18 protein-coding genes and 1 riboswitch are annotated in these 19,307 nt (G+C 44.2%); of the genes, 15 read left to right on the top strand and 3 right to left on the bottom strand.

The window, feature by feature from the left end; translation table 11 throughout:
- Positions 1-6 precede the first annotated feature (6 nt).
- The 11 genes from ADIAL_RS04915 (at position 7) to ADIAL_RS04865 (ending at position 11,958) form a co-directional block, all read left to right on the top strand.
- Positions 7-1,008 (top strand): NAD(P)H-dependent glycerol-3-phosphate dehydrogenase, encoded by a 1,002-nt coding sequence (locus ADIAL_RS04915; protein WP_034300787.1) that lies wholly within the window; start codon positions 7-9, stop codon positions 1,006-1,008.
- Between the two features lie 46 nt (positions 1,009-1,054).
- Positions 1,055-2,005 (top strand): UTP--glucose-1-phosphate uridylyltransferase GalU, encoded by a 951-nt coding sequence (galU, locus tag ADIAL_RS04910; protein WP_051503728.1) that lies wholly within the window; start codon positions 1,055-1,057, stop codon positions 2,003-2,005.
- Between the two features lie 181 nt (positions 2,006-2,186).
- Positions 2,187-3,140, top strand: a complete 954-nt coding sequence (gene trxB, locus ADIAL_RS04905; protein WP_034300785.1) for a thioredoxin-disulfide reductase — start codon at positions 2,187-2,189, stop codon at positions 3,138-3,140.
- A 230-nt stretch (positions 3,141-3,370) separates the two neighbouring features.
- Complete coding sequence (locus ADIAL_RS04900) at positions 3,371-5,098, top strand: phospho-sugar mutase (RefSeq protein ID WP_034300783.1); 1,728 nt, start codon at positions 3,371-3,373, stop codon at positions 5,096-5,098.
- Positions 5,099-5,125: 27 nt separating this feature from the next.
- Entirely contained in the window at positions 5,126-5,323 is a 198-nt protein-coding gene (locus ADIAL_RS04895) for a YgaP family membrane protein (RefSeq protein ID WP_034300781.1), read from the top strand.
- A 213-nt stretch (positions 5,324-5,536) separates the two neighbouring features.
- Entirely contained in the window at positions 5,537-6,424 is an 888-nt protein-coding gene (gene rapZ / locus ADIAL_RS04890; RefSeq protein ID WP_034300780.1) for an RNase adapter RapZ, read from the top strand.
- Entirely contained in the window at positions 6,421-7,443 is a 1,023-nt protein-coding gene (locus ADIAL_RS04885; RefSeq protein ID WP_034300778.1) for a gluconeogenesis factor YvcK family protein, read from the top strand. The genes rapZ and ADIAL_RS04885 overlap by 4 nt, the downstream gene beginning before the upstream one ends.
- 44 nt (positions 7,444-7,487) lie before the next feature.
- Positions 7,488-8,426, top strand: a complete 939-nt coding sequence (gene whiA, locus ADIAL_RS04880; RefSeq protein ID WP_034300777.1) for a DNA-binding protein WhiA — start codon at positions 7,488-7,490, stop codon at positions 8,424-8,426.
- Positions 8,427-8,989: 563 nt separating this feature from the next.
- Entirely contained in the window at positions 8,990-10,306 is a 1,317-nt protein-coding gene (gene rsxC, locus ADIAL_RS04875) for an electron transport complex subunit RsxC (protein ID WP_034300775.1), read from the top strand.
- Positions 10,306-11,409: an RnfABCDGE type electron transport complex subunit D gene (locus ADIAL_RS04870; protein ID WP_034300773.1), complete on the top strand. Its 1,104-nt coding sequence runs from the start codon at positions 10,306-10,308 to the stop codon at positions 11,407-11,409. Before rsxC (ADIAL_RS04875) ends, ADIAL_RS04870 begins: the two co-directional genes overlap by 1 nt.
- A 117-nt stretch (positions 11,410-11,526) precedes the next feature.
- On the top strand, positions 11,527-11,958 hold the full coding sequence (locus ADIAL_RS04865) for an immunoglobulin-like domain-containing protein (RefSeq protein ID WP_034300772.1): 432 nt from the start codon (positions 11,527-11,529) through the stop codon (positions 11,956-11,958).
- Positions 11,959-12,016: 58 nt separating this feature from the next.
- Here the strand turns inward: ADIAL_RS04865 and ADIAL_RS04860 are convergent, their stop codons facing one another.
- Positions 12,017-12,730, bottom strand: a complete 714-nt coding sequence (locus ADIAL_RS04860) for an MgtC/SapB family protein (RefSeq protein WP_034300770.1) — start codon at positions 12,728-12,730, stop codon at positions 12,017-12,019.
- Positions 12,731-12,965: 235 nt separating this feature from the next.
- Between ADIAL_RS04860 and rsxC (ADIAL_RS04855) the strand changes: the two genes are divergently transcribed.
- Together rsxC (ADIAL_RS04855) and ADIAL_RS04850 are read left to right on the top strand one after the other, a co-directional pair.
- Entirely contained in the window at positions 12,966-14,291 is a 1,326-nt protein-coding gene (gene rsxC, locus ADIAL_RS04855; protein WP_034300768.1) for an electron transport complex subunit RsxC, read from the top strand.
- Position 14,292: 1 nt separating this feature from the next.
- Positions 14,293-15,324: an RnfABCDGE type electron transport complex subunit D gene (locus ADIAL_RS04850; RefSeq protein WP_051503727.1), complete on the top strand. Its 1,032-nt coding sequence runs from the start codon at positions 14,293-14,295 to the stop codon at positions 15,322-15,324.
- Between the two features lie 76 nt (positions 15,325-15,400).
- Here ADIAL_RS04850 and ADIAL_RS04845 read toward each other — a convergent pair whose 3' ends face one another.
- Positions 15,401-15,964 (bottom strand): chromate transporter, encoded by a 564-nt coding sequence (locus ADIAL_RS04845; protein ID WP_034300766.1) that lies wholly within the window; start codon positions 15,962-15,964, stop codon positions 15,401-15,403.
- Positions 15,961-16,539: a chromate transporter gene (locus ADIAL_RS04840; RefSeq protein WP_034300764.1), complete on the bottom strand. Its 579-nt coding sequence runs from the start codon at positions 16,537-16,539 to the stop codon at positions 15,961-15,963. The genes ADIAL_RS04845 and ADIAL_RS04840 overlap by 4 nt, the downstream gene beginning before the upstream one ends.
- 164 nt (positions 16,540-16,703) lie before the next feature.
- On the opposite strand from ADIAL_RS04840, the gene ADIAL_RS04835 reads away from it, so the two are divergent.
- Positions 16,704-17,567, top strand: coding sequence for a glycosyltransferase family 8 protein (locus ADIAL_RS04835; protein WP_051503726.1), 864 nt, complete (start codon positions 16,704-16,706; stop codon positions 17,565-17,567).
- A gap of 2 nt (positions 17,568-17,569) precedes the next feature.
- Positions 17,570-18,931 (top strand): glutathione-disulfide reductase, encoded by a 1,362-nt coding sequence (gene gorA / locus ADIAL_RS04830; protein ID WP_034300763.1) that lies wholly within the window; start codon positions 17,570-17,572, stop codon positions 18,929-18,931.
- Between the two features lie 134 nt (positions 18,932-19,065).
- A riboswitch (purine riboswitch) is annotated at positions 19,066-19,163 on the top strand.
- Positions 19,164-19,307 lie beyond the last annotated feature (144 nt).

Here is a 19,307-nt window from a genome sequence, read left to right as displayed (position 1 = left end):
AGTTCAGTGGGAAAGAAAATAGCTGTACTGGGGGCGGGTTCCTGGGGAAGTGCGCTGGCCAATGTTCTGTATGAAAATGGTCATGGGGTATCCCTTTGGACTAGAGACAAGGACCAGCAAATTGAAATCAACAGTGAGCATACCAACAAACGTTACCTGTCGGACTTTTCTTTTCCAGCTGCAATGGTTGCAAGTACTGACCTTAAAGAGGTGATTGAAGAGGCGGACGTCATATTGTTTGTCATTCCAACTAAAGGTATACGGGCTGTAGCAAAACAGGTGAGTGACTTATTGGATCATCCTGTGACGATTGTCCATGCTTCCAAAGGGCTTGAACAGACCACGTATAAGCGCATTTCAACAATATTGGAAGAGGAATTCAAGCCAGACCAGGTTAGAGGCATTGTTGCGCTCTCTGGCCCCAGTCATGCTGAAGAAGTAGTAGCCAGAGACTTGACAACTATAACGGCTGCGTCAGAAGATTCGAAGGCTGCTCAGCTGACTCAGGATTTGTTTTTGAATGAGTATTTCCGAGTCTACACCAATAAGGACATTATTGGTGTAGAAATCGGAGCAGCATTAAAAAATATTATTGCTCTGGGAGCTGGAGCTATAGCGGGCTTAGGGTATGGAGATAATGCGAAAGCGGGTCTGGTTACTAGAGGCTTGGCGGAAATCAGCCGCCTTGGAGTAGAGCTGGGGGCCGATCCACTGACTTTTATGGGGCTGAGTGGGGTGGGAGATTTGATTGTCACCTGCACTAGTCCGCATTCCAGAAACTGGAGGGCAGGCTATCAGATTGGTAAAGGTAAAGCTATCGAGGCTGTTTTGAAGGATATGGGAATGGTCGTTGAGGGTATTTCGACTACTAAAGCAGCGTATGAGCTGGGCCGGACCCATGGTATTGAAATGCCGATTACGGAAGCAATATACAATGTCGTTTACAATAATTCCGAGGTAAGATGTGTTATACTTAATTTAATGCAACGTGAAGGAAAATCTGAATAGATGCTGTAGCCTGAATGAATTTGGATATCAAGAGGAGCTGACAGTCATGCAAAAAGTAAGAAAAGCGATCATTCCTGCTGCAGGATATGGAACGCGGTTTTTGCCTGCGACAAAAGCCATGCCGAAAGAGATGATTCCAATCGTCGACAAGCCGACGATCCAGTTCATAGTTGAAGAAGCCATTGCTTCAGGAATAGAGGATATTTTGATTATTACCGGCAAGCTCAAACGTCCGATAGAGGATCATTTTGACTCCAATCCCGAGCTGGAAGAAAATTTGCGGGCGAAAGGAAAGGAAGAATTGCTGGAACTCGTTGAAGAAACGACCGGCTTGAATCTTTATTTTGCCAGACAGGCTTATCCTCTGGGACTGGGGCATGCTGTGCTGCAGGCGAAAGCCTTTGTCGGCGACGGACCCTTTGTGATTATGTTGGGAGACGACATCATGGCTGACGACGTTCCACTCACCAAACAGCTGATTGAGGGCTATGAAAAGACACACGCCTCGAACATAGCAGTCATGAGAGTGCCGCATGAAGAAACAGCCAACTATGGTATCATCGAACTGGAGGCCCAAGCAGGAGAAGGGCTGTACAACGTGCGGAAGTTTATCGAAAAGCCGGAACCGGATGAGGCACCGAGCGACCTGGCGATTATTGGCCGTTATCTTTTGACACCAGAAATCTTTGATATCTTAGAGCATCTTGAACCGGGTAAAGGTGGAGAAATCCAACTGACTGATGCCATCGACATTCTGAATAAAACTCAGCGGGTCTTTGCCAAAGAATTTAAAGGTGAACGCTATGACGTTGGAGATAAATTTGGGTTTTTGAAAACTACAATTCAATATGGACTCAAGCATCCACAGGTCAAAGATAGACTGAAACAATACATCCTGGATTTGGCAAAGGAGCTTAAGAGTGGAAACGTTGACAACCAGATGGCGCCCAAAGCGCCAGCGCCTGAACACGATAAATCCAATCAGCAACTGAAATAAATATAGACGAACGACCAAACTCCTCTCTTGATGCAGGCGCGGGAGCGCTGTTTGCCCGAGGGGAGTTTTAGACTTGACATATGTCTCAAGTCTAGTATACTTAAAAAGAAAGCAATAAACTTACTAAAAGTAAGTTTACGTGATTATTTTGGTATGAAAGGTTTCAAGGGGGATCATTTAAATGGAAGACATAAAAAAAGTATATGACGTTATAGTGATTGGGGCAGGGCCAGGTGGACTGACGGCTGCGCTGTATGCTTCAAGATCAAACTTGTCTACGCTGCTGCTTGAGAAGGGCATACCTGGCGGGCAAATGAACAATACCGCTGAAATCGAGAACTATTCTGGCTTCAGCAGTATTATGGGGCCGGACTTGTCTATGAAGATGTATGAGGGTGCCAAGCAGTTTGGAGCAGAGCATGTGTATGGTGATGTTAAAGAAATCATCGACCATGAAACAGAAAAAGAACTGGTTACAGCAGACAAAAGTTACTTTGCCAAATCAGTAATCATCGCTACCGGAGCAGAGCATAAAAAGTTGGGAGTTAAAGGTGAGGCAGAACTGAATGGCCGCGGTGTATCCTATTGTGCAGTCTGTGACGGAGCTTTCTTCCGAAACAAGCATGTAGTGGTTGTAGGAGGCGGAGATTCAGCTGTCGAAGAAGGGACTTACCTGACACAGTTTGCGAGCAAGGTGACCATCGTTCATCGTCGAAGCGAACTGAGAGCGCAGAAAATCCTTCAGGATAGAGCGTTTAAAAACGAAAAAGTCGACTTTATATGGGACTCGGTAGTTGAAGAAATTACCGGAGAAGAAAAAGTCGATGGTGTGCGTCTGAAAAACATTAATACAGGCGATTATTCTCAACTGGAGGCAGACGGGGTCTTTATCTACATTGGCTTGCTGCCCAATTCTGAAAGCTTCAGAAATCTGCCGATTACGAACCAGGAAGGCTGGATTGAAACAGACAGTCAGATGATGACTGCTATTCCAGGAGTGTTTGCAATCGGTGATGTGAGAGATACTGTTCTGCGACAAGTTGCAACGGCGGTTGGTGACGGTTCTGTTGCCGGCAATGCAGCTTACCAGTACGTGGAAGAGCTCAATGAAAAAATGGAAAAACAAGAGGCTTAAGTGTCTGTATAGACCTTAGTTTGCTCAATAAATGTTTTTTGCACCTGACCCTTTCTTTAAGAGAGGTGTCAGGTGTTTTTACATTCACTTACATGGACTTTACTTAAGAAACCGACTTCAGGTTGAATCTGCGAAGACGTGCACTTTCTCATGCAAGGGGACAGTAAAAATGTTACAATGAATTCATATAAAGAAAGCGGTAATATACTTTACGGAAAAGAGGGAATGTTATGGAATGGAAAGATACTTATGAAACCTGGCTTAAGCAGACAGATCTGGATAGTGATTTGAGAAAAGATCTGGAGCGCAACGAGCATAATGAAGCTGTACTGGAGGATGCTTTTTACACCTCGCTAGAATTTGGTACAGCAGGCATGAGAGGCATTATCGGTGCAGGAACCAACCGCATGAACTATTACACAGTTAGACAGGCAACAGAAGGTCTGGCTTTGTTTATCGAAAATGAGGGAGAAGCGGCTGTCAAGCGCGGAGTAGCTATCGCTTATGATTCTCGGCACATGTCCAAAGAATTTGCGACGGAAGCCGCATTGACTCTGGCAGCCCACGGCATCAAAGCGTATGTGTTTGAAGCGTTGCGTGCCACACCTGAACTTTCTTTTGCTGTACGCCATCTGAAGGCTGCCGCAGGCATCATGATTACCGCCAGTCATAACCCGCCGGAGTATAATGGCTACAAAGTATATGGTGACGACGGGGCTCAAATGCCACCAGAAGATGCAGATGCACTGACGGAATATGTAAGAAGCGTCAAAGACATACTGTCTATCGACACCTTGACAGAAAAAGAAGCCAAGGAAAAAGGCTTACTCAAAATCGTCGGAAAAGATGTTGACCGCGTTTATTTAGAATATTTGAAGACTGTAACAATCGACCAGGATCTGGTCGACAGACAGGGCAGAAAGCTGAAAATCATTTTCACACCCCTCCATGGTACTGGAAAAATGATTGGAGAGAAGGCTTTGAAGCAAGCCGGATTTAAGAATGTTTCCTTTGTAGACAAGCAGGCAGAGGCTGACCCGGACTTTTCAACAGTCAAGTCTCCCAATCCGGAAGATCCTAAAGCCTTCGAAATGGCAATCGAACAAGGGAAAAAAGAGGATGCTGACATTCTGATTGCAACCGATCCGGATGCAGATAGACTGGGACTTGCGGTTAAAACGTCAGCGGGACATTATGAAGTACTGAGCGGCAATCAGATTGCCAGTCTGATGCTGGAATATATGTTAAAAGCCCACACGAAAAAAGGCACTTTACCGGCAAAGAGTGTTATTTTGAAATCGATTGTGTCCAGTGAACTGCCTGCTGTGATTGCAGACAAATATGGAGCAGAATCCATGAATGTTCTTACCGGCTTTAAATTTATTGCACAGAAAATTAAGGAATTCGAGGAAACACACAGTCATACATTCATGTTTGGCTTTGAAGAAAGTTACGGATATCTGGTACAGCCGTTTGTGAGAGACAAGGATGCCATTCAGGCACTGCTTATGGTAGCCGAAATGGCCGCTCACCACAAAGAAGAAGGAAATACCTGCTTTGATGCTCTGCATGATTTATATCACCAGTTTGGACACTTTAAAGAAAAAACTATTTCAATCACCATGGAAGGTATGGAAGGTGCACAGAAAATTACACAGCTGATGACAGCTTTGAGAGAACAGGCACCGGAAGAATTTGGAGATATTAAAGTAAGTATGGTGGAAGATTATAAAAACCAGACTCGCGCAACCCGGCAAGGTGTGGAAACAATTGAGTTGCCTCCGGCCAACGTATTGAAGTATACCCTGGCTGACTCAAGCTGGATTGCGGCCAGACCTTCAGGTACTGAGCCTAAAATCAAGTTCTACATTTCTGTTCAGGATGACTCGGGAGTAGCCGTTGAAGAGAAAATGGAAGCATTTGAAGCAGACATTCAGAAACTGATTGATCAGAACTGAAAAAAAGATTTTTAAGGAGGCTTTTACATGCAAAAAAATGTAGGCGATAAAGACAGGTTGATTCGACTGATCCTAGGGGCAGGGACTTTCCCGCTGCTCTTCATTTTGAATGGCCCAGCCAGATGGATCGGGCTGGCATCGATTCCTCTTTTATTCACCGCCCAGACTCGCAAATGCGGGGCGTATGCGTTAGTAGGTAAAAGTACATGTGAAATTAAGAAGTAAAAGGTTAGAACATCCGGTTGCATGGGCCAGCCGGATGTTTTTTAGTTAAAAATCCTGATGTGGATAGAGATTCTGCTGTTACATGCAATATATTAATTATTATGTCAAGGGTATGACGCTTTGGCTAAATCATGTACATGACACGCCAGGGGTGCTATAATGAACAAAGTTAGCCAATAAACGGATAAGCTGAGGAGCAGAGGAGTGCTGAAAATGAAAGATCATATAGAACTGGTTATCATTACAGGGATGAGTGGAGCCGGGAAAACCGTAGCTATGCAAAGTTTTGAAGATATGGGTTATTACTGTATTGATAACATGCCACCTAATCTTCTGCCTACTTTCTGGAAGCTGGTTCGGGAATCCGGTCAGTTCAGCAAAATTGCTCTGGTCATGGATTTGCGGATGAAAGACTTTTTTGAGGAGATCAACAAAGCAATCACAACAATCGACAATACGTCTCACTTGACGACACGGATTGTCTTTTTGGATGCAACCAATGCAGAATTGGTAACACGCTACAAAGAGTCCAGACGAGCACATCCACTGGCTAAAAGCGGCCGTACCATTGACGGCATCAAGAAAGAACGTGAACTGCTTCAGGATATCCGACATAAAGCGCAAATGGTAATTGACACAACCGACCTAACGCCACGTCAACTGAGGCAGAAGCTGATAGATAAATTTAAATCCAAAGAAAAAGAAATGTTCAGAGTCGAAATGGTCTCGTTTGGATTCAAGTATGGTGTGCCTATCGATGCGGACGTAGTCATGGATGTTCGTTTTCTTCCGAATCCGCATTATATCGAGGAATTGAGGCCACAAACTGGAATGGATAAAGCTGTGTATGATTATGTCATGCAGCAGACAGAAACAGAGCACTTTTATAAAAAATTTACGGATCTGCTGGAGTATACGCTGCCAGGATATAAAAAAGAAGGTAAAAGTAATCTGACCATAGCTATTGGGTGTACGGGTGGCAAACACCGTTCCGTAGCGCTAGTCGAGAGAATCGCCCGTAAACTGAAGCTGGACGGGTATCCTGTCAACATCTCTCACAGAGATAAAGACAAGAAAAAGGAGTCTGTGGTACGCTCATGAAACAGCTGACAACTAAAAAAAGAAAACCGAAAATTGTTGTTCTGGGAGGTGGAACTGGACTTCCAGTCATCTTGAGAAGTTTGAAGGAAAAAGATGCTGAAGTCACAGCTGTCGTTACCGTTGCAGATGACGGCGGCAGTAGCGGTACCTTGCGGAAGACCTTTAATGCCGTCCCACCTGGAGATCTGCGGAATGTGCTGATTGCACTGTCTGACATCCCGACACTTCAAAAGGAAATTTTCCAATACCGATTTAATTGCCAAGACAAGTCACTGTCTGGCCATACGATCGGCAACCTGATCATTCAGGCTACAGCCGATATGCGCGGAAATATTTATGAAGCTATTCAGCTGCTGTCGACTATGATGCATGTGAAAGGGAATGTCTATCCAGCTGCTGAAGAACCACTGGTTTTGCATGCCACCTATACTGACGGGACAAAGCAGGCAGGGGAGTCAATGATTCCGAAGCATGATAAGATTATCGACTGCGTGAATGTGACCGGAATGACGGACAATCGTCCCGTAAGAGCAAGTCGAAAAGTGATTTCGTCCATTATGGATGCGGATATGGTTGTTTTAGGACCGGGAAGCCTGTATACGAGCATTCTTCCTAACCTTATGATTCCTGATCTCGGACATGCACTGACTGAGACGGAAGCAAAGGTGGTATACATTTCCAACATTATGACTCAGTCCGGTGAAACAGAGGGAATGTCGGATGCCGACCATATAAAAGTACTGCACCGGCATTTGAAAAAGCCATTCGTGGACATTGCTATTACTAATATCGGGAGAGTGCCAGACGAATATATATCGCAGGAACCGGACGAAGAGTACCTGTTTCAAGTCGAACATGATTTTAAGGGACTTAAAGAAGAAGTTCCACTGATCATATCGGATAATTTCCTGCTGCTGTCTCCCCGGGGTGTCTATCATGACGGTGAGAAAGTGGCAGAAGAAATTTTTCGCACGGCTTTTAACAGCCAGCGCAAAATAAAGCAATATTTTGAAGACTGATAACTAAGCTGAAAGCAAAGGTACAGAATGAAGGATGTGGTCACATGTCGTTTGCTTTTGAAGTAAAGAAAGAACTGACGCTACTGGAAGTGCACCCGGAACACGCTAAGGCGGAGCTCGCTGCACTGATGCGTATGAATGGGACACTAAGTATAGTTGACCATGATTTTGTCTTGAATGTTCAGACAGAGAATGCAGCTATTGCCAGACGTATGTATAGTCTAATCAAGGATAATTTTGATGTAGAATCCGAACTGCTAGTCAGAAAAAAAATGAAACTGAAAAAAAATAATGTCTATATTGTCCGCCTTAAAACCGGCAGCAAACTGGTACTCAAGGAATTAGGGATCATGGATGGTATGCTATACAGTGGCCATGTTCCAGAAGAAATCAAGACCAATAAGCAGAAAATCAAATCGTACCTACGTGGAGCTTTTTTAGCCGGAGGATCTGTCAACAGTCCTGATACCAGCCGCTATCATCTGGAAATCCATTCTAGTTATGAAGAGCATAACGAAGATATCTGTGAAATGATGCAGCTCTTTGATCTGAATGCCCGAGTACACGAAAGGCGTAACGGGTATATCGTCTACCTCAAGGAATCAGAAAAAATAGCCAATTTTCTGGCATTGATTGGCGCAACAGGGAGCATGTTCCGCTTTGAAGATGTGCGAATTGTAAGAGATATGAGAAATTCTGTGAATCGTTTGGTTAATTGTGAGAACGCTAATATGAACAAGACCATAGATGCAGCCAGTCGTCAGATTGAAAACATCGAACTGATAGAAAAAACTAGGGGACTGGATACATTGCCGGAAAAATTGAGGCAGATTGCCAGACTTAGAGTGGAGCATCCGGACATCAGCTTGAAAGAGCTGGGTGAGCTTGTCCCAAACGGGGGAGTTTCCAAGTCAGGAGTCAATCATCGTTTAAGAAAGTTAAATAAACTAGCTGAAGAAATAAGGCAAACGAGTACAGCCTGAATTCACCTGTTTTTCTTTTATCCTGGGATGAAAGAAAAACAGGTTTTTTGTATTTATTACAAAGTAGCAAGTTTCGATGTATTCATAAAATAGACATTCAAATACAGTTGTTGAAAATTTAAGTGTCAGATCATGAAAAAACGGGTGCAAAGAAAGATAGTAAATGATCACTGAAGTGTATGTATAAGAATACAAGTAGCTAGTATGACCGATTTCAGCTGGGTTTTAGGAAAAATATACAGCGAATATAACGGGGTGGACTGAAAGTTGAGTAAAACCCAAACTTAAAAAGTGAATGTTTGAACAATTTAACGTACATCTGATTATTATTTAAAAATGATAACCATTATCAATTGTGATATTTCTGACTATAATTCCTGCTAAAATAGCTTCATACCTTTACTTTTAGTAAGAGTTTCGTTATTCTTAAAATAGATGAAGCGGCAAAAAACGAATAATAATAATTGTGAAATAATTATTATGTAAGAAATAAAATACTGCAAGCTGCTGACATCAGGGTTGAACGAGCGAATAAAGTAGATACTACAATAGGAGGTAAGGGAATGCGATTTAAAACAGTACAAAAGGCAACATTTCCAAAGCACAACAAGTCACGGACACACAACAAGGCCATTGAAAAAATTGATGCACCGCCTATCATGGTCTTCCCCATGTCAATGCATTTGGGAGCACCGGCCAAACCAGTTGTTTCAGTAGGTGAACGAGTCAAGTCAGGAACTATGCTGGGAGAATCACAGGGCTTCATTTCGGCGGATATTTTGTCCTCAGTCAGTGGGGAAGTCATATCAATCGAGGAAAGAGATATTCTCGGAGCTGTATATACATGCGTGATTGTCAAAAATGACGGACAGTATTTGGAAGAACCCTATTTTTCTGAAGCAGGAAACGAAGTGGCACCTGAGATGGTTCCACAGCTGATCAAGCGTGCCGGGATAACTGGCATGGGAGGAGCGACATTTCCAACGAATGTCAAGATGATGCCGCCAAAAGACAAAACAATCGATACAATCATTTTGAACGGGGCGGAATGTGAACCTTATTCGACATCCGACTTGCGGACAATGATTGAGTATGCAGACGAAATCATTGAAGGTGTTCGTGTGATCGATAGTGTGTTCAATGTCGATAAGGTTTATATCGGAATCGAGGACAATGCCAAAGAAGCTGGAGAAGCTTTGAAGAAAGCTGCTGAAGGGTATGATAAGGTTGAAATCAAAGTGCTTGAAGCCAAGTATCCTCAGGGGTCTGAAAAGCAGCTGATTGAAAATTGTACAGGACGCCAGGTGCCGGCAGGAGGTCTGCCCGCTGATATCGGGTGCATCTGCTCCAATGTAGGGACTTTCCAGCAGATATATAGGGCTGTTCGCTTAGGAAAACCGATGGTTGAACGGGTCACTACGATATCCGGGACACCGATTGCCGACCCTAAAAATCTGCTGGTCCGACTCGGGACACCAATCGATGACCTGATTGATATCTGCGGCGGCTTCAAAGAAGCGCCGAGAAAAGTGATTCATGGGGGCCCTATGATGGGAAAGACAATCAAAGACGGAGCGACACCGATTTCAAAAGGAACCACACATGTCACGTTTCTTACTGCAGAAGAAGTGTCTGCTGAAGAGCGTATTGACTGTATCCGCTGCTCGGAGTGCATCAATGTCTGTCCGGTCAGCTTGCAGCCTATCCTGATCAGCAATGCTTACGAGCGTGGAGAGATTGAAAAAGCTGAGCAATTGGGGGCCATGGACTGTATTGAATGCGGAAACTGTTCCTTTATTTGCCCGTCCAAAATCCCTCTGCTGGACAACATCAGGAAAGCTAAAACAGCCATCAGGCAAAATGTAAAGGCGGTGCAGTGATGAGTACAGTTAAAGGAAAAACGACCTTAGCTGATTATGATCTGGTTCTAGATAATTCGCCACATATTTTTGAAAAGTGGTCTTCCCAATGGATCATGCTCCAAGTGATTATTGCCATGATGCTGCCGTTGATTGCAGGTATCTGGTTCTTTGGTATCCAGACTCTGACTTTAACTTCCGTTGCAGTCATCACCTGTGTGCTGAGTGAATATCTCTACGAACGTCTGGTGAGAAAGCGGGTCACAATTACTGATCTGTCAGCTGTCGTGACCGGGATGCTGATCGGGTTAAGCATGCCTAACGGTGCAAGCTGGTTCAGTGTGGTCTTCGTCAGTTTGTTCGCTATTGTCGTAATCAAAATGATCCCGGGTGGAATCGGAAAAAACCGTTTCAATCCTGCAGTTGGGGGTAGGATTGTCTATCTCATGGCACCCTGGGTAGTAAATACCTTCGTTGCCGGGGAAGATTTAATTACTTCAGCTAGTCATGCAGAAGCAATTACTACAGCCACACCAGACGATCTGGTTGCCGCGGCAACCCCACTGTATTATATTTCCAGTGGAGCCGATTATGTGCCTGAAGGGGCGCAGACTTTAGGCAATCTCTTCCTGGGAAACCAGGGCGGATGGGGTGGATCTCTCGGGGAGACAAGCAGTCTGGCTTTGCTGATTGCGATGGCCTTTTTAATCATCCGACGCATCATCAACCCAAAAATTCCGACACTTTACATCGGCACCGTGGCGCTAATCATGCTAGTTTACTCTGGCTTTGATTTTGAATTCATGATGTATCATATATTCAGTGGGGCCTTGCTACTGGCGGGAACCTTTATGGTGACAGACTATGCTTCCGGTGGTTTGACCCCCATGGGACGGATCCTGTTCCCGATCGGAGCAGGAATCATAACAGCGGCCTTCAGGATATCGGGCTTTTCGCCTGAAGGCGTCGGCTTTTCTATTTTGATCATGAATGCAGTCATACCATTCCTTGATAAGATAGCGATGCCGCGGATATACGGCCATAAGAAACGCCCAGGGGTCGAGCCGGATTATGATCTGACTGAACCTCTATTAAAAAAAGACATACTGACAGAAAACAATTAGTGGAATAAATTTGAAAGGGGTCCGGCTATTGATGAAAGCCTGGCCGCTTTTTTTATTCAAGAAGAAAGAGTATACTGAGTGAAAGAACAGAATTGACGGATAAAGGACGTGGATACAATGATAAACAAGCTGATTCGAATGGTCGGTTTGCTGACTGCTCTTATCATTGCAAGTGCATGTGGAAATACGAAAGAAGCGTCTCCTTTTGAGGAAACGGACGGCCTGGAAGGGGTCAGTATTGAATTGAGCGAGGAGGTGTATGCGCGGGAAAATGATACGTTCAGACTGACTGTATCCAATGAATCTGAAACGGAAATCACATATGGGATAGCTTTCACGGTCGAAAAGCAAGAGGGAGACAACTGGTATATCGTTGAACCTGAAGAAGAGATGGCTTTTATCCTTATTGCTCATGTATTGAGTCCGAAAGAAGCCTCTGAAGAAACACTGAATATGGATTACTATGAACCCTTTGATGAGGGCAAGTATAGAGTTGTTCGCCAGATAGAAGGAGAACCTCTTACAGCCGAGTTCAGAGTCGAAGAATAAAAAAACAGCAAAGTAGCGACGTCCCTAAGATCAGGAGGTCAAAAGCTTTGCTGTTTTTTCAGTTGTCCATCGTCGTTTTGACGGTTTTGATTTTTTGGATATTCTCAAAGGCTCCAACATCTGAAATGAAGGTCATCATATTGAAAGGAACTGGCAGATGGAGTGTATACAGGTCTTCGCAGAGAGAGGTGCCGTCTTTCATATAGGTGATGGAATGGTCGGCAGAAACAACGCTGACTTTGCTTTCCTTGAACTTGTTCTCGAGGTAAGTGAGAGTCTGATCGCGGTTTCGGTACTGTATTTCCAGCTGCTTGGTACGGTCAATCTTAAACAGACCTTTTACGAGTCGTAATACAACGAGCATGATAAAGGTACTGAGAAGGGCAATAAAGTAATTTCCCATGCCGACAGCAATCCCCAGGCTAGCTACAGCCCAAATTGAGGCGGCAGTCGTCAGGCCGGTGACCGTGCGCCGGCTCACAATGATTGTCCCTGCACCTAAAAAGCCGATTCCGTTGACGACCTGAGCAGTGAGGCGGGTAATGTCTGAGGAGAGGATTGAAGAGAGATCCGGATTTTCAAGTGCAAAGTCTAGAACCCATCGGCTCGCTTCAAGTTGAGTAAGGGTAATAATAGCGGCTCCGAGGCTGACAAGGGTATGCGTTCGTATACCGGCGTCTCTACCTTTCAGTTCTCTCTCGTAGCCGATGATGCCCCCCACAAGTGCCGCTAGAATGAGGCGAATGATTAATTCTGTCTGAGTATACTCCATAAGCTGACCTCCAGTTCAACTGTTAGTTTTCATTATCTTTATTATCAATAAAGTGCATGTTGATTACAAGAAAGAAATTGAACAGGTTTGTCGGTATTTACTTTAATCTTTTAGCTACATATTGTATACTGATATTATTATTAACCGTTCAGTTTTCACATGAAATGTGCACTGTCTATGTTTGTGAAAAGATGAATGAGTGTATTTTTATAGAGTAAGAGAAAGGATGAATGGCATGCATTTTTCGTTCATGGGGAAACAAGGTGGAGCCCACCCCGATGACAAAAAATCTCGAACAGACAAGAAACCGGTCACAAATGCTTCTGTACCTAAAATTATGGTCTTTCCGGTATCTATGCATATTGGAGCACCAGCCAAACCGATCGTTGAAGTCGGGGACAAGGTAAAGGCCGGTCAAATCATCGCAGAAGAAGGTGGGTTTGTTTCTGCCCACGTGTATTCTTCAGTTTCAGGAGAAGTTATTGCGATCGAAAAGCGTCCGACCATCGGAGGAGAAGCAGAAAGTATCATCGTCAAAAATGACTATGAGTACACGAAGGCAGAACCCATTACTGAACCGGGACGCTCGCACGAAATGACTAAAGACGAAATTCTTGCTACGGTTAGAAAAGCAGGGATTGTCGGAATGGGTGGGGCGACTTTCCCGACCGCAGTTAAGTTGAGTCCACCGCCAGGTATGACTATCGACACGCTGATTATTAATGGTGCGGAATGCGAGCCGTATTCTACATCGGATCACCGCGCGATGCTGGAACATCCAGATGAGCTGATTGCTGGAATCAACCTTACAAGAACACTGTTCCCGCAACTGCAGCGTATCTATATCGGTATAGAAGAAAATAAACCGGATGCCATCGAAGCGCTGGAAAAAGCTTCTGCTGGTTATGACGATATTTTTGTCAGAAAACTGAAGTCGATGTATCCTCAAGGTTCAGAGAAAAACTTGATTAAAAACCTTACAGGTAGAGAAGTAGAACCTGGCGGACTGCCTGCAGGGGTCAAGTGTGTGGTTGCGAACAACTCCACTATCCGTTCCTGCTACCGGGCATGTGAGTTTGGAGAACCTTTGATTGAACGGATTGTTTCAGTTTCTGGGACACCAGTCAAAGAACCTAAAAACTTGCTGGTTAAAATTGGAACGCCAATGGACTCGCTAATTGATGACTGCGGAGGTTTTTCCGATGTTCCTGGTAAAGTGCTGGGTGGGGGTCCGATGATGGGTAAAACCGTCTCTGATCTTGGTGTGCCGATTATTAAAGGAACAACGGCGATCACTGTTCTTACACCAGATGAAGCCGATCAGGGTGACAGAAAAGACTGTATCATGTGTGCTGAATGTATTCACGTCTGTCCAGTCAGCCTGCAGCCTATTTTGATCAGCGAAGCATTCGAAAGAGGAAATATTGAAAAAGCTAAAGAGCTTGGTGCGATGGACTGTATCGAGTGCGGGAACTGTTCCTTCATTTGTCCATCAAAAATTCCTCTACTTGAAAATATAAGATCAGCCAAAGCTGCGATTAAAGCTAAGGAGGGCAAGTAGGATGGCTCAAGCAGTAGATGTACAAGGTAAATTGCGTGTTGGACCTTCTCCGCACATTAGAAGCAAACGTACCGGTTCATGGGTCATGGATCAGGTGATTATTGCGATGATTCCACCTCTTCTGGCAGCCACTTTCTTCTTTGGATGGTGGGCACTAGGAATGGTAGCCATTTCTACTGCAACAGCAGTAGGAGCAGAATATTTTTATCAGAAATTAACTTATAAACCAATTACAATCGGGGACCACAGTGCAGCGCTTACCGGAATGCTTGTTGGTTTAAGTTTGCCGATTACGGCACCCATTTGGATGATTGTTTTTGGATCAGTGTTTGCTGTTATTATTGTCAAGCAATTAAACGGCGGAATCGGCCGTAATTATTTCAACCCGGCGGTAGCTGCCCGAGTAGTTATCAAAGCACTGTTTACACCCTGGCTTGAAAATTGGGTCCTGCCTGCAGGTCTGTTTGGGTCTGGATTCCGCGGAGTCGATGCGGTAGCTGCTGCTACACCATTATCCTTTATTGGAGATGGTATGCGCTCAGTACCTGAAGAAGTACCTGGCTTTTTGGATTTATTTATGGGATTCAATCTGGGGGGGAACATCGGGGAAACATCTAAACTAGCGATTCTTATCGGTATGCTGTACCTGATATTCAGACGAGTGATCAATCCAAAACTACCGATTCTCTGTATTACGACCGTCTTTGTCGTGATGGGACTATGGTCTAGTTTCGACTTCACTTTCCAGATGACACATATGCTTTCAGGAACGTTGTTCTTTGCAGCCACATACATGATTACAGACTACAGTTCGGGTGCCTTGACCCCACAAGGGAAAACCGTATTTGCTGTAGGGGTTGGAGTGCTGACCGCCTTCTTCCGAATTACCCTGGATCATCCCGGGGGAGTAGGTTACTCCATACTGATTATGAATGCACTGGCACCATTTATCGACAGCAAGCTTATGCCTAAAATTTATGGACACGACAAGCGTCCTCAAACAAGTTTCAATCGTCAAGGATCACGCTCATAAATGAAAAAGCTACAAAAAACCGCGACGGCTATTAGCCGTTGCGGTTTTTAAATGTTTGAAGTCCTAAGAAAATTGCTTAGATAAAGCTGTAGATCAGGCCTCCAGCTAATCCGCTAATCAGAATAATCTGAATGGGACTAGCTTTGAACCGGCGCATGAAGAGAAGACCAACTGCAAAGATTAAAATAGAGACCCAATTAATCTCATCTATGGCAACCGGCCAGTTACTGTGACCAAACATGGCGGTCATGAAGATGGTCACACCAGCAGATGCAATCAAAGCAACGACGGCTGGCCTGACACCTTGAATGACCCCCTGAACCATGGTCAGGTTTTTGTATTTAAAGTAGACATACGCTAGCAACTGAACGATGATTACCGACGGTAAGGTTACACCCACTGTCGCAACGATCCCTCCCAGAATGCCGGCTATCTGATTACCGGAAAAAGTAGCCGCATTGATGGCTATGGGACCTGGAGTCATTTCGGAAAGTGTCAGGATATCGATAAACTGCTGACTGGTAATCCAGCCTTGAGCATGGATTAGCTCCTGTTCAATCAGTGGAAGGGCAGCATAACCTCCACCAAAACTGAACAGGCCAATTTGGAAAAAGCTGAGGAATAGTTCGAGTAAAATCATTGAGCTTCCTCCTTATGGACTCTTCTTTTCAAGTCCACTATTGTCATTAGTCCACCAGTCACAGCTGAAAACAGCAGAATCCAAAGAATATTGACCTGCAGGCCAATTACTGCAATCAAAGAGGCGACCATCACGAGGACAGGAATGACTTTTTTTTGCTTGACCACACGTTTGGCCATATTATAGACAACATTGACAATGATTGCGGCTACACCAGCCTGCATGCCCAGCAGGACATTATTGACCAGAGCGTTGTCTCTGACTGCTAGGTATATGTATGCCAAGACGGTCATGATACCGAGTGGAGGGAGAATAGTTCCGAGAACGGTGACCATGGCTCCTTTAAAGCCAGCCATGCGGTAGCCGACTAGGATAGAAGTATTGACGGCAATCGGTCCAGGGGCGGACTGGCCTATGGCGATCAGGTTGAGCATTTCATCTTCACTGATCCATTTGAGTTCATTGACGAACTTTTTTTCCATAAGGGGAACAATCACATAGCCGCCTCCGAAAGTAAACATACTAAGGAAAAAAGTTGATCGGAAGAGGGTAGAGTAGAGTTTGTCTGTTTGCATGGCGTGTCCTTCTTTCGTTTATCAAGTCTTCCACTATTATAGGGGATATCTCATTTCTTTAAAAGGGGATATGTAGTATGATTTATGTGAGTTTTAGCACAGGAATAGGTATAATGTAAAAAGGAACAGATACAGAGCGACAAGTGAATGGTGGAGGACCTCAAATGATCAATCTTCTTTTCTCACTGAATGAACACTATGTATATCCATTAAAAGTCCTGATACGGTCGATTGTAGATAAGCATCCAGACGACACCTTCTGTATGTATCTACTTCATGCGGGCATTTCAAAACAAAGACTGAAAGACTTGCAAGACTATGTGGAAACCGACGGTCATTCACTGATTCCCATTTATAGCCGGGATTTTTTTAAGACATCCGACAAGGTGGCTATTACACGTTACTATGCACTGGAAATGTACTTGTGGATGTTTGCTCCCTACCTGCTGCCCGATGAGGTCGACCGTGTGCTGTATCTGGATCCTGACATTATCTGTATTAATGACCTAAAGCCTCTCTACCAAAAAGATTTTCACGGTAATGCCTTTGTGGCTACCAGTTATAAGTACAAAACCAAGTGGGTCCAGCCTTTCAACAATCTAAGGCTGAGAAACTTTGATTCGGAAAATTACTTTAATTCAGGTGTGGTTCTGATGAACCTAAAAAAACTGCGACAAATTGAACGTGCTCAGCACATTGTTGACGTGATTCGCGAAAATAAGTCGGTCTTGATTTTGCCTGATCAGGATATTTTCAATCTGGTATTTAATAATGATATTTTGGAAGAGGATTGGCGGGTGTATAATATGAATCCGAAAGTATATGAGAAACTCAAAATTCTTTTTCCTCATAAATTCAGCTATGCCAGAGTAGAGGAACGTGTGGTATTTATTCATTATTCCGGAAAGCACAAGCCATGGAACGAAAGAGAAAAATACAAGTATGCTCTAGGCAAGTATTATTTTGAAAATGAAAGAAAAGTATATCCCAGCAGTGAGACAGTCTGGGCAGACAGGAGTGGAAGATAAAGATGAAGAAACAGTTTGACTATGACTACTTGGTTATTGGTGGCGGAAGCGGAGGGATTGCTTCAGCAAACAGGGCAGCTATGCGGGGAGCCAGAGTTGCTTTGATTGAAGAAGCGCACCTGGGAGGGACTTGCGTGAACCTGGGGTGTGTGCCGAAAAAAATCATGTGGCATGTAGCTGAAATGATGGAAGCCATCCACCACTATGCCGACGGCTATGGACTTGAATTTGAGAGTAAGCCTACACTTAATTTTAAAAAAATGATGCAGAATCGCGATGACTTTATCCACTTTCTGCACGGAGCTTACAAGCGTGGATTGGACAGTAATGGAGTCGAGTATATCAATGGCCGGGCATCTTTTGTAGATGAATCCACTGTTAAAGTGAATGGTGAAACAGTTACTGCAGAACACATCTTGATTGCTACGGGGGGTAAGCCGAGGCGACTGGATATACCAGGTGGGGAGTTAGGCATGGTATCAGATGATGTGTTCAGGATGGAAGAGCTGCCAAAAAGTATAGCTGTTATTGGAGGCGGTTATATTGGTGTAGAAATGAGCAATATTTTTCACGCACTGGGTGTAGACACCCACCTTTTTGTACGCAAGTCAAAGCCGCTCAATAACTTTGATTCGGTGATCTGTGAAGGCTTTGCTGCTATTTCTGAGGCAGAAGGCCGCAAGATTCAATCCAATAAAACAGTAACCGAAGTCACAGAGTTGGCTGATGGGCGGTATAAGCTGCATTTTGAGGACGGTACAAGCCATCAAACGGACATGGTTCTTTGGGCTACCGGTCGTATACCTAACACGCAGGATCTTGAATTGGAGTCTGCAGGTGTCAAATGCTACCCGGGTGGTTATATCGAAGTGGACCGCTATCAGAATACGACAGGTAACCGGGTGTATGCGGTAGGTGATGTGACTGGACGGGCAGAGTTGACACCTGTTGCCATCGCAGCAGGCCGACATCTATCTGAACGGCTCTTCAATGACCAGAAAAATGCTTATCTGGACTATAGCAACATTCCGACAGTGATTTTTACACATCCACCAATTGGTACAGTCGGGATGACAGAAGAAGAAGCAAATGATCTGTTTCCAAAAGAGGCCATCAAAATTTATAAAGCTGAGTTTACTTCCATGCACAGTTCAATTACCCAGAACCGGCAGAAAACCTACATGAAACTAGTCTGTGTAGGTAAGCGTGAAAAGGTCGTTGGCTTGCATGGGATCGGCAAAGGGATGGATGAAATCCTGCAAGGCTTTGCAGTAGCCATACAGATGGGGGCAACCAAGAAAGACTTTGACCGGACAATTGCCATCCATCCAACAGCGGCAGAAGAGTTTGTGACCATGAAATGATGCGGCACAAATAAAAACGGCTTGCATAGGCAATAAAAATTAAGTTTAAAAAAAGACGAACGTTAACGGCGTTTGCTCTTTTTTTTTTTCGTTTTTTTATTGACTCTTTTACAACCCCATTATATACTGACGATGAATTGAAAAAAGAGTTGTCTAATATAATTTAGCGATATGGGCTAAAGTTTCTACCAGTCACCTTAAAAGACTGACTATTAGATTGAGCACTTATACTTTATGCGAGTCAAAGCAGGAGCTGGTGAATGAATGCATTCAAAAGGTCCGGACTTTTCCCCATTCCATAATGTTAGATGACCCTTTTATTCTTGAGTTCGACTAGTCGGACAAAATAATAGAAAGAGGGTTATTTTTTGTTAGA

Origin of the sequence: Alkalibacterium sp. AK22, assembly GCF_000585255.1 — a bacterium.
Taxonomy (GTDB): Bacteria; Bacillota; Bacilli; order Lactobacillales; family Carnobacteriaceae_A; genus Alkalibacterium.
This window is presented reverse-complemented; position numbering and strand designations above follow the sequence as displayed.

Bases quoted from the DNA above. Each gene is read 5' to 3' on its own strand.
- galU (WP_051503728.1), top strand. From the start codon at position 1,055: ATGCAAAAAGTAAGAAAAGCGATCATTCCTGCTGCAGGATATGGAACG.
- trxB (WP_034300785.1), top strand. From the start codon at position 2,187: ATGGAAGACATAAAAAAAGTATATGACGTTATAGTGATTGGGGCAGGG.
- ADIAL_RS04900 (WP_034300783.1), top strand. From the start codon at position 3,371: ATGGAATGGAAAGATACTTATGAAACCTGGCTTAAGCAGACAGATCTG.
- ADIAL_RS04895 (WP_034300781.1), top strand. From the start codon at position 5,126: ATGCAAAAAAATGTAGGCGATAAAGACAGGTTGATTCGACTGATCCTA.
- rapZ (WP_034300780.1), top strand. From the start codon at position 5,537: ATGAAAGATCATATAGAACTGGTTATCATTACAGGGATGAGTGGAGCC.
- ADIAL_RS04885 (WP_034300778.1), top strand. From the start codon at position 6,421: ATGAAACAGCTGACAACTAAAAAAAGAAAACCGAAAATTGTTGTTCTG.
- whiA (WP_034300777.1), top strand. From the start codon at position 7,488: ATGTCGTTTGCTTTTGAAGTAAAGAAAGAACTGACGCTACTGGAAGTG.
- rsxC (WP_034300775.1), top strand. From the start codon at position 8,990: ATGCGATTTAAAACAGTACAAAAGGCAACATTTCCAAAGCACAACAAG.
- ADIAL_RS04870 (WP_034300773.1), top strand. From the start codon at position 10,306: ATGAGTACAGTTAAAGGAAAAACGACCTTAGCTGATTATGATCTGGTT.
- ADIAL_RS04865 (WP_034300772.1), top strand. From the start codon at position 11,527: ATGATAAACAAGCTGATTCGAATGGTCGGTTTGCTGACTGCTCTTATC.
- ADIAL_RS04860 (WP_034300770.1), bottom strand. From the start codon at position 12,730: ATGGAGTATACTCAGACAGAATTAATCATTCGCCTCATTCTAGCGGCA.
- rsxC (WP_034300768.1), top strand. From the start codon at position 12,966: ATGCATTTTTCGTTCATGGGGAAACAAGGTGGAGCCCACCCCGATGAC.
- ADIAL_RS04850 (WP_051503727.1), top strand. From the start codon at position 14,293: ATGGCTCAAGCAGTAGATGTACAAGGTAAATTGCGTGTTGGACCTTCT.
- ADIAL_RS04845 (WP_034300766.1), bottom strand. From the start codon at position 15,964: ATGATTTTACTCGAACTATTCCTCAGCTTTTTCCAAATTGGCCTGTTC.
- ADIAL_RS04840 (WP_034300764.1), bottom strand. From the start codon at position 16,539: ATGCAAACAGACAAACTCTACTCTACCCTCTTCCGATCAACTTTTTTC.
- ADIAL_RS04835 (WP_051503726.1), top strand. From the start codon at position 16,704: ATGATCAATCTTCTTTTCTCACTGAATGAACACTATGTATATCCATTA.
- gorA (WP_034300763.1), top strand. From the start codon at position 17,570: ATGAAGAAACAGTTTGACTATGACTACTTGGTTATTGGTGGCGGAAGC.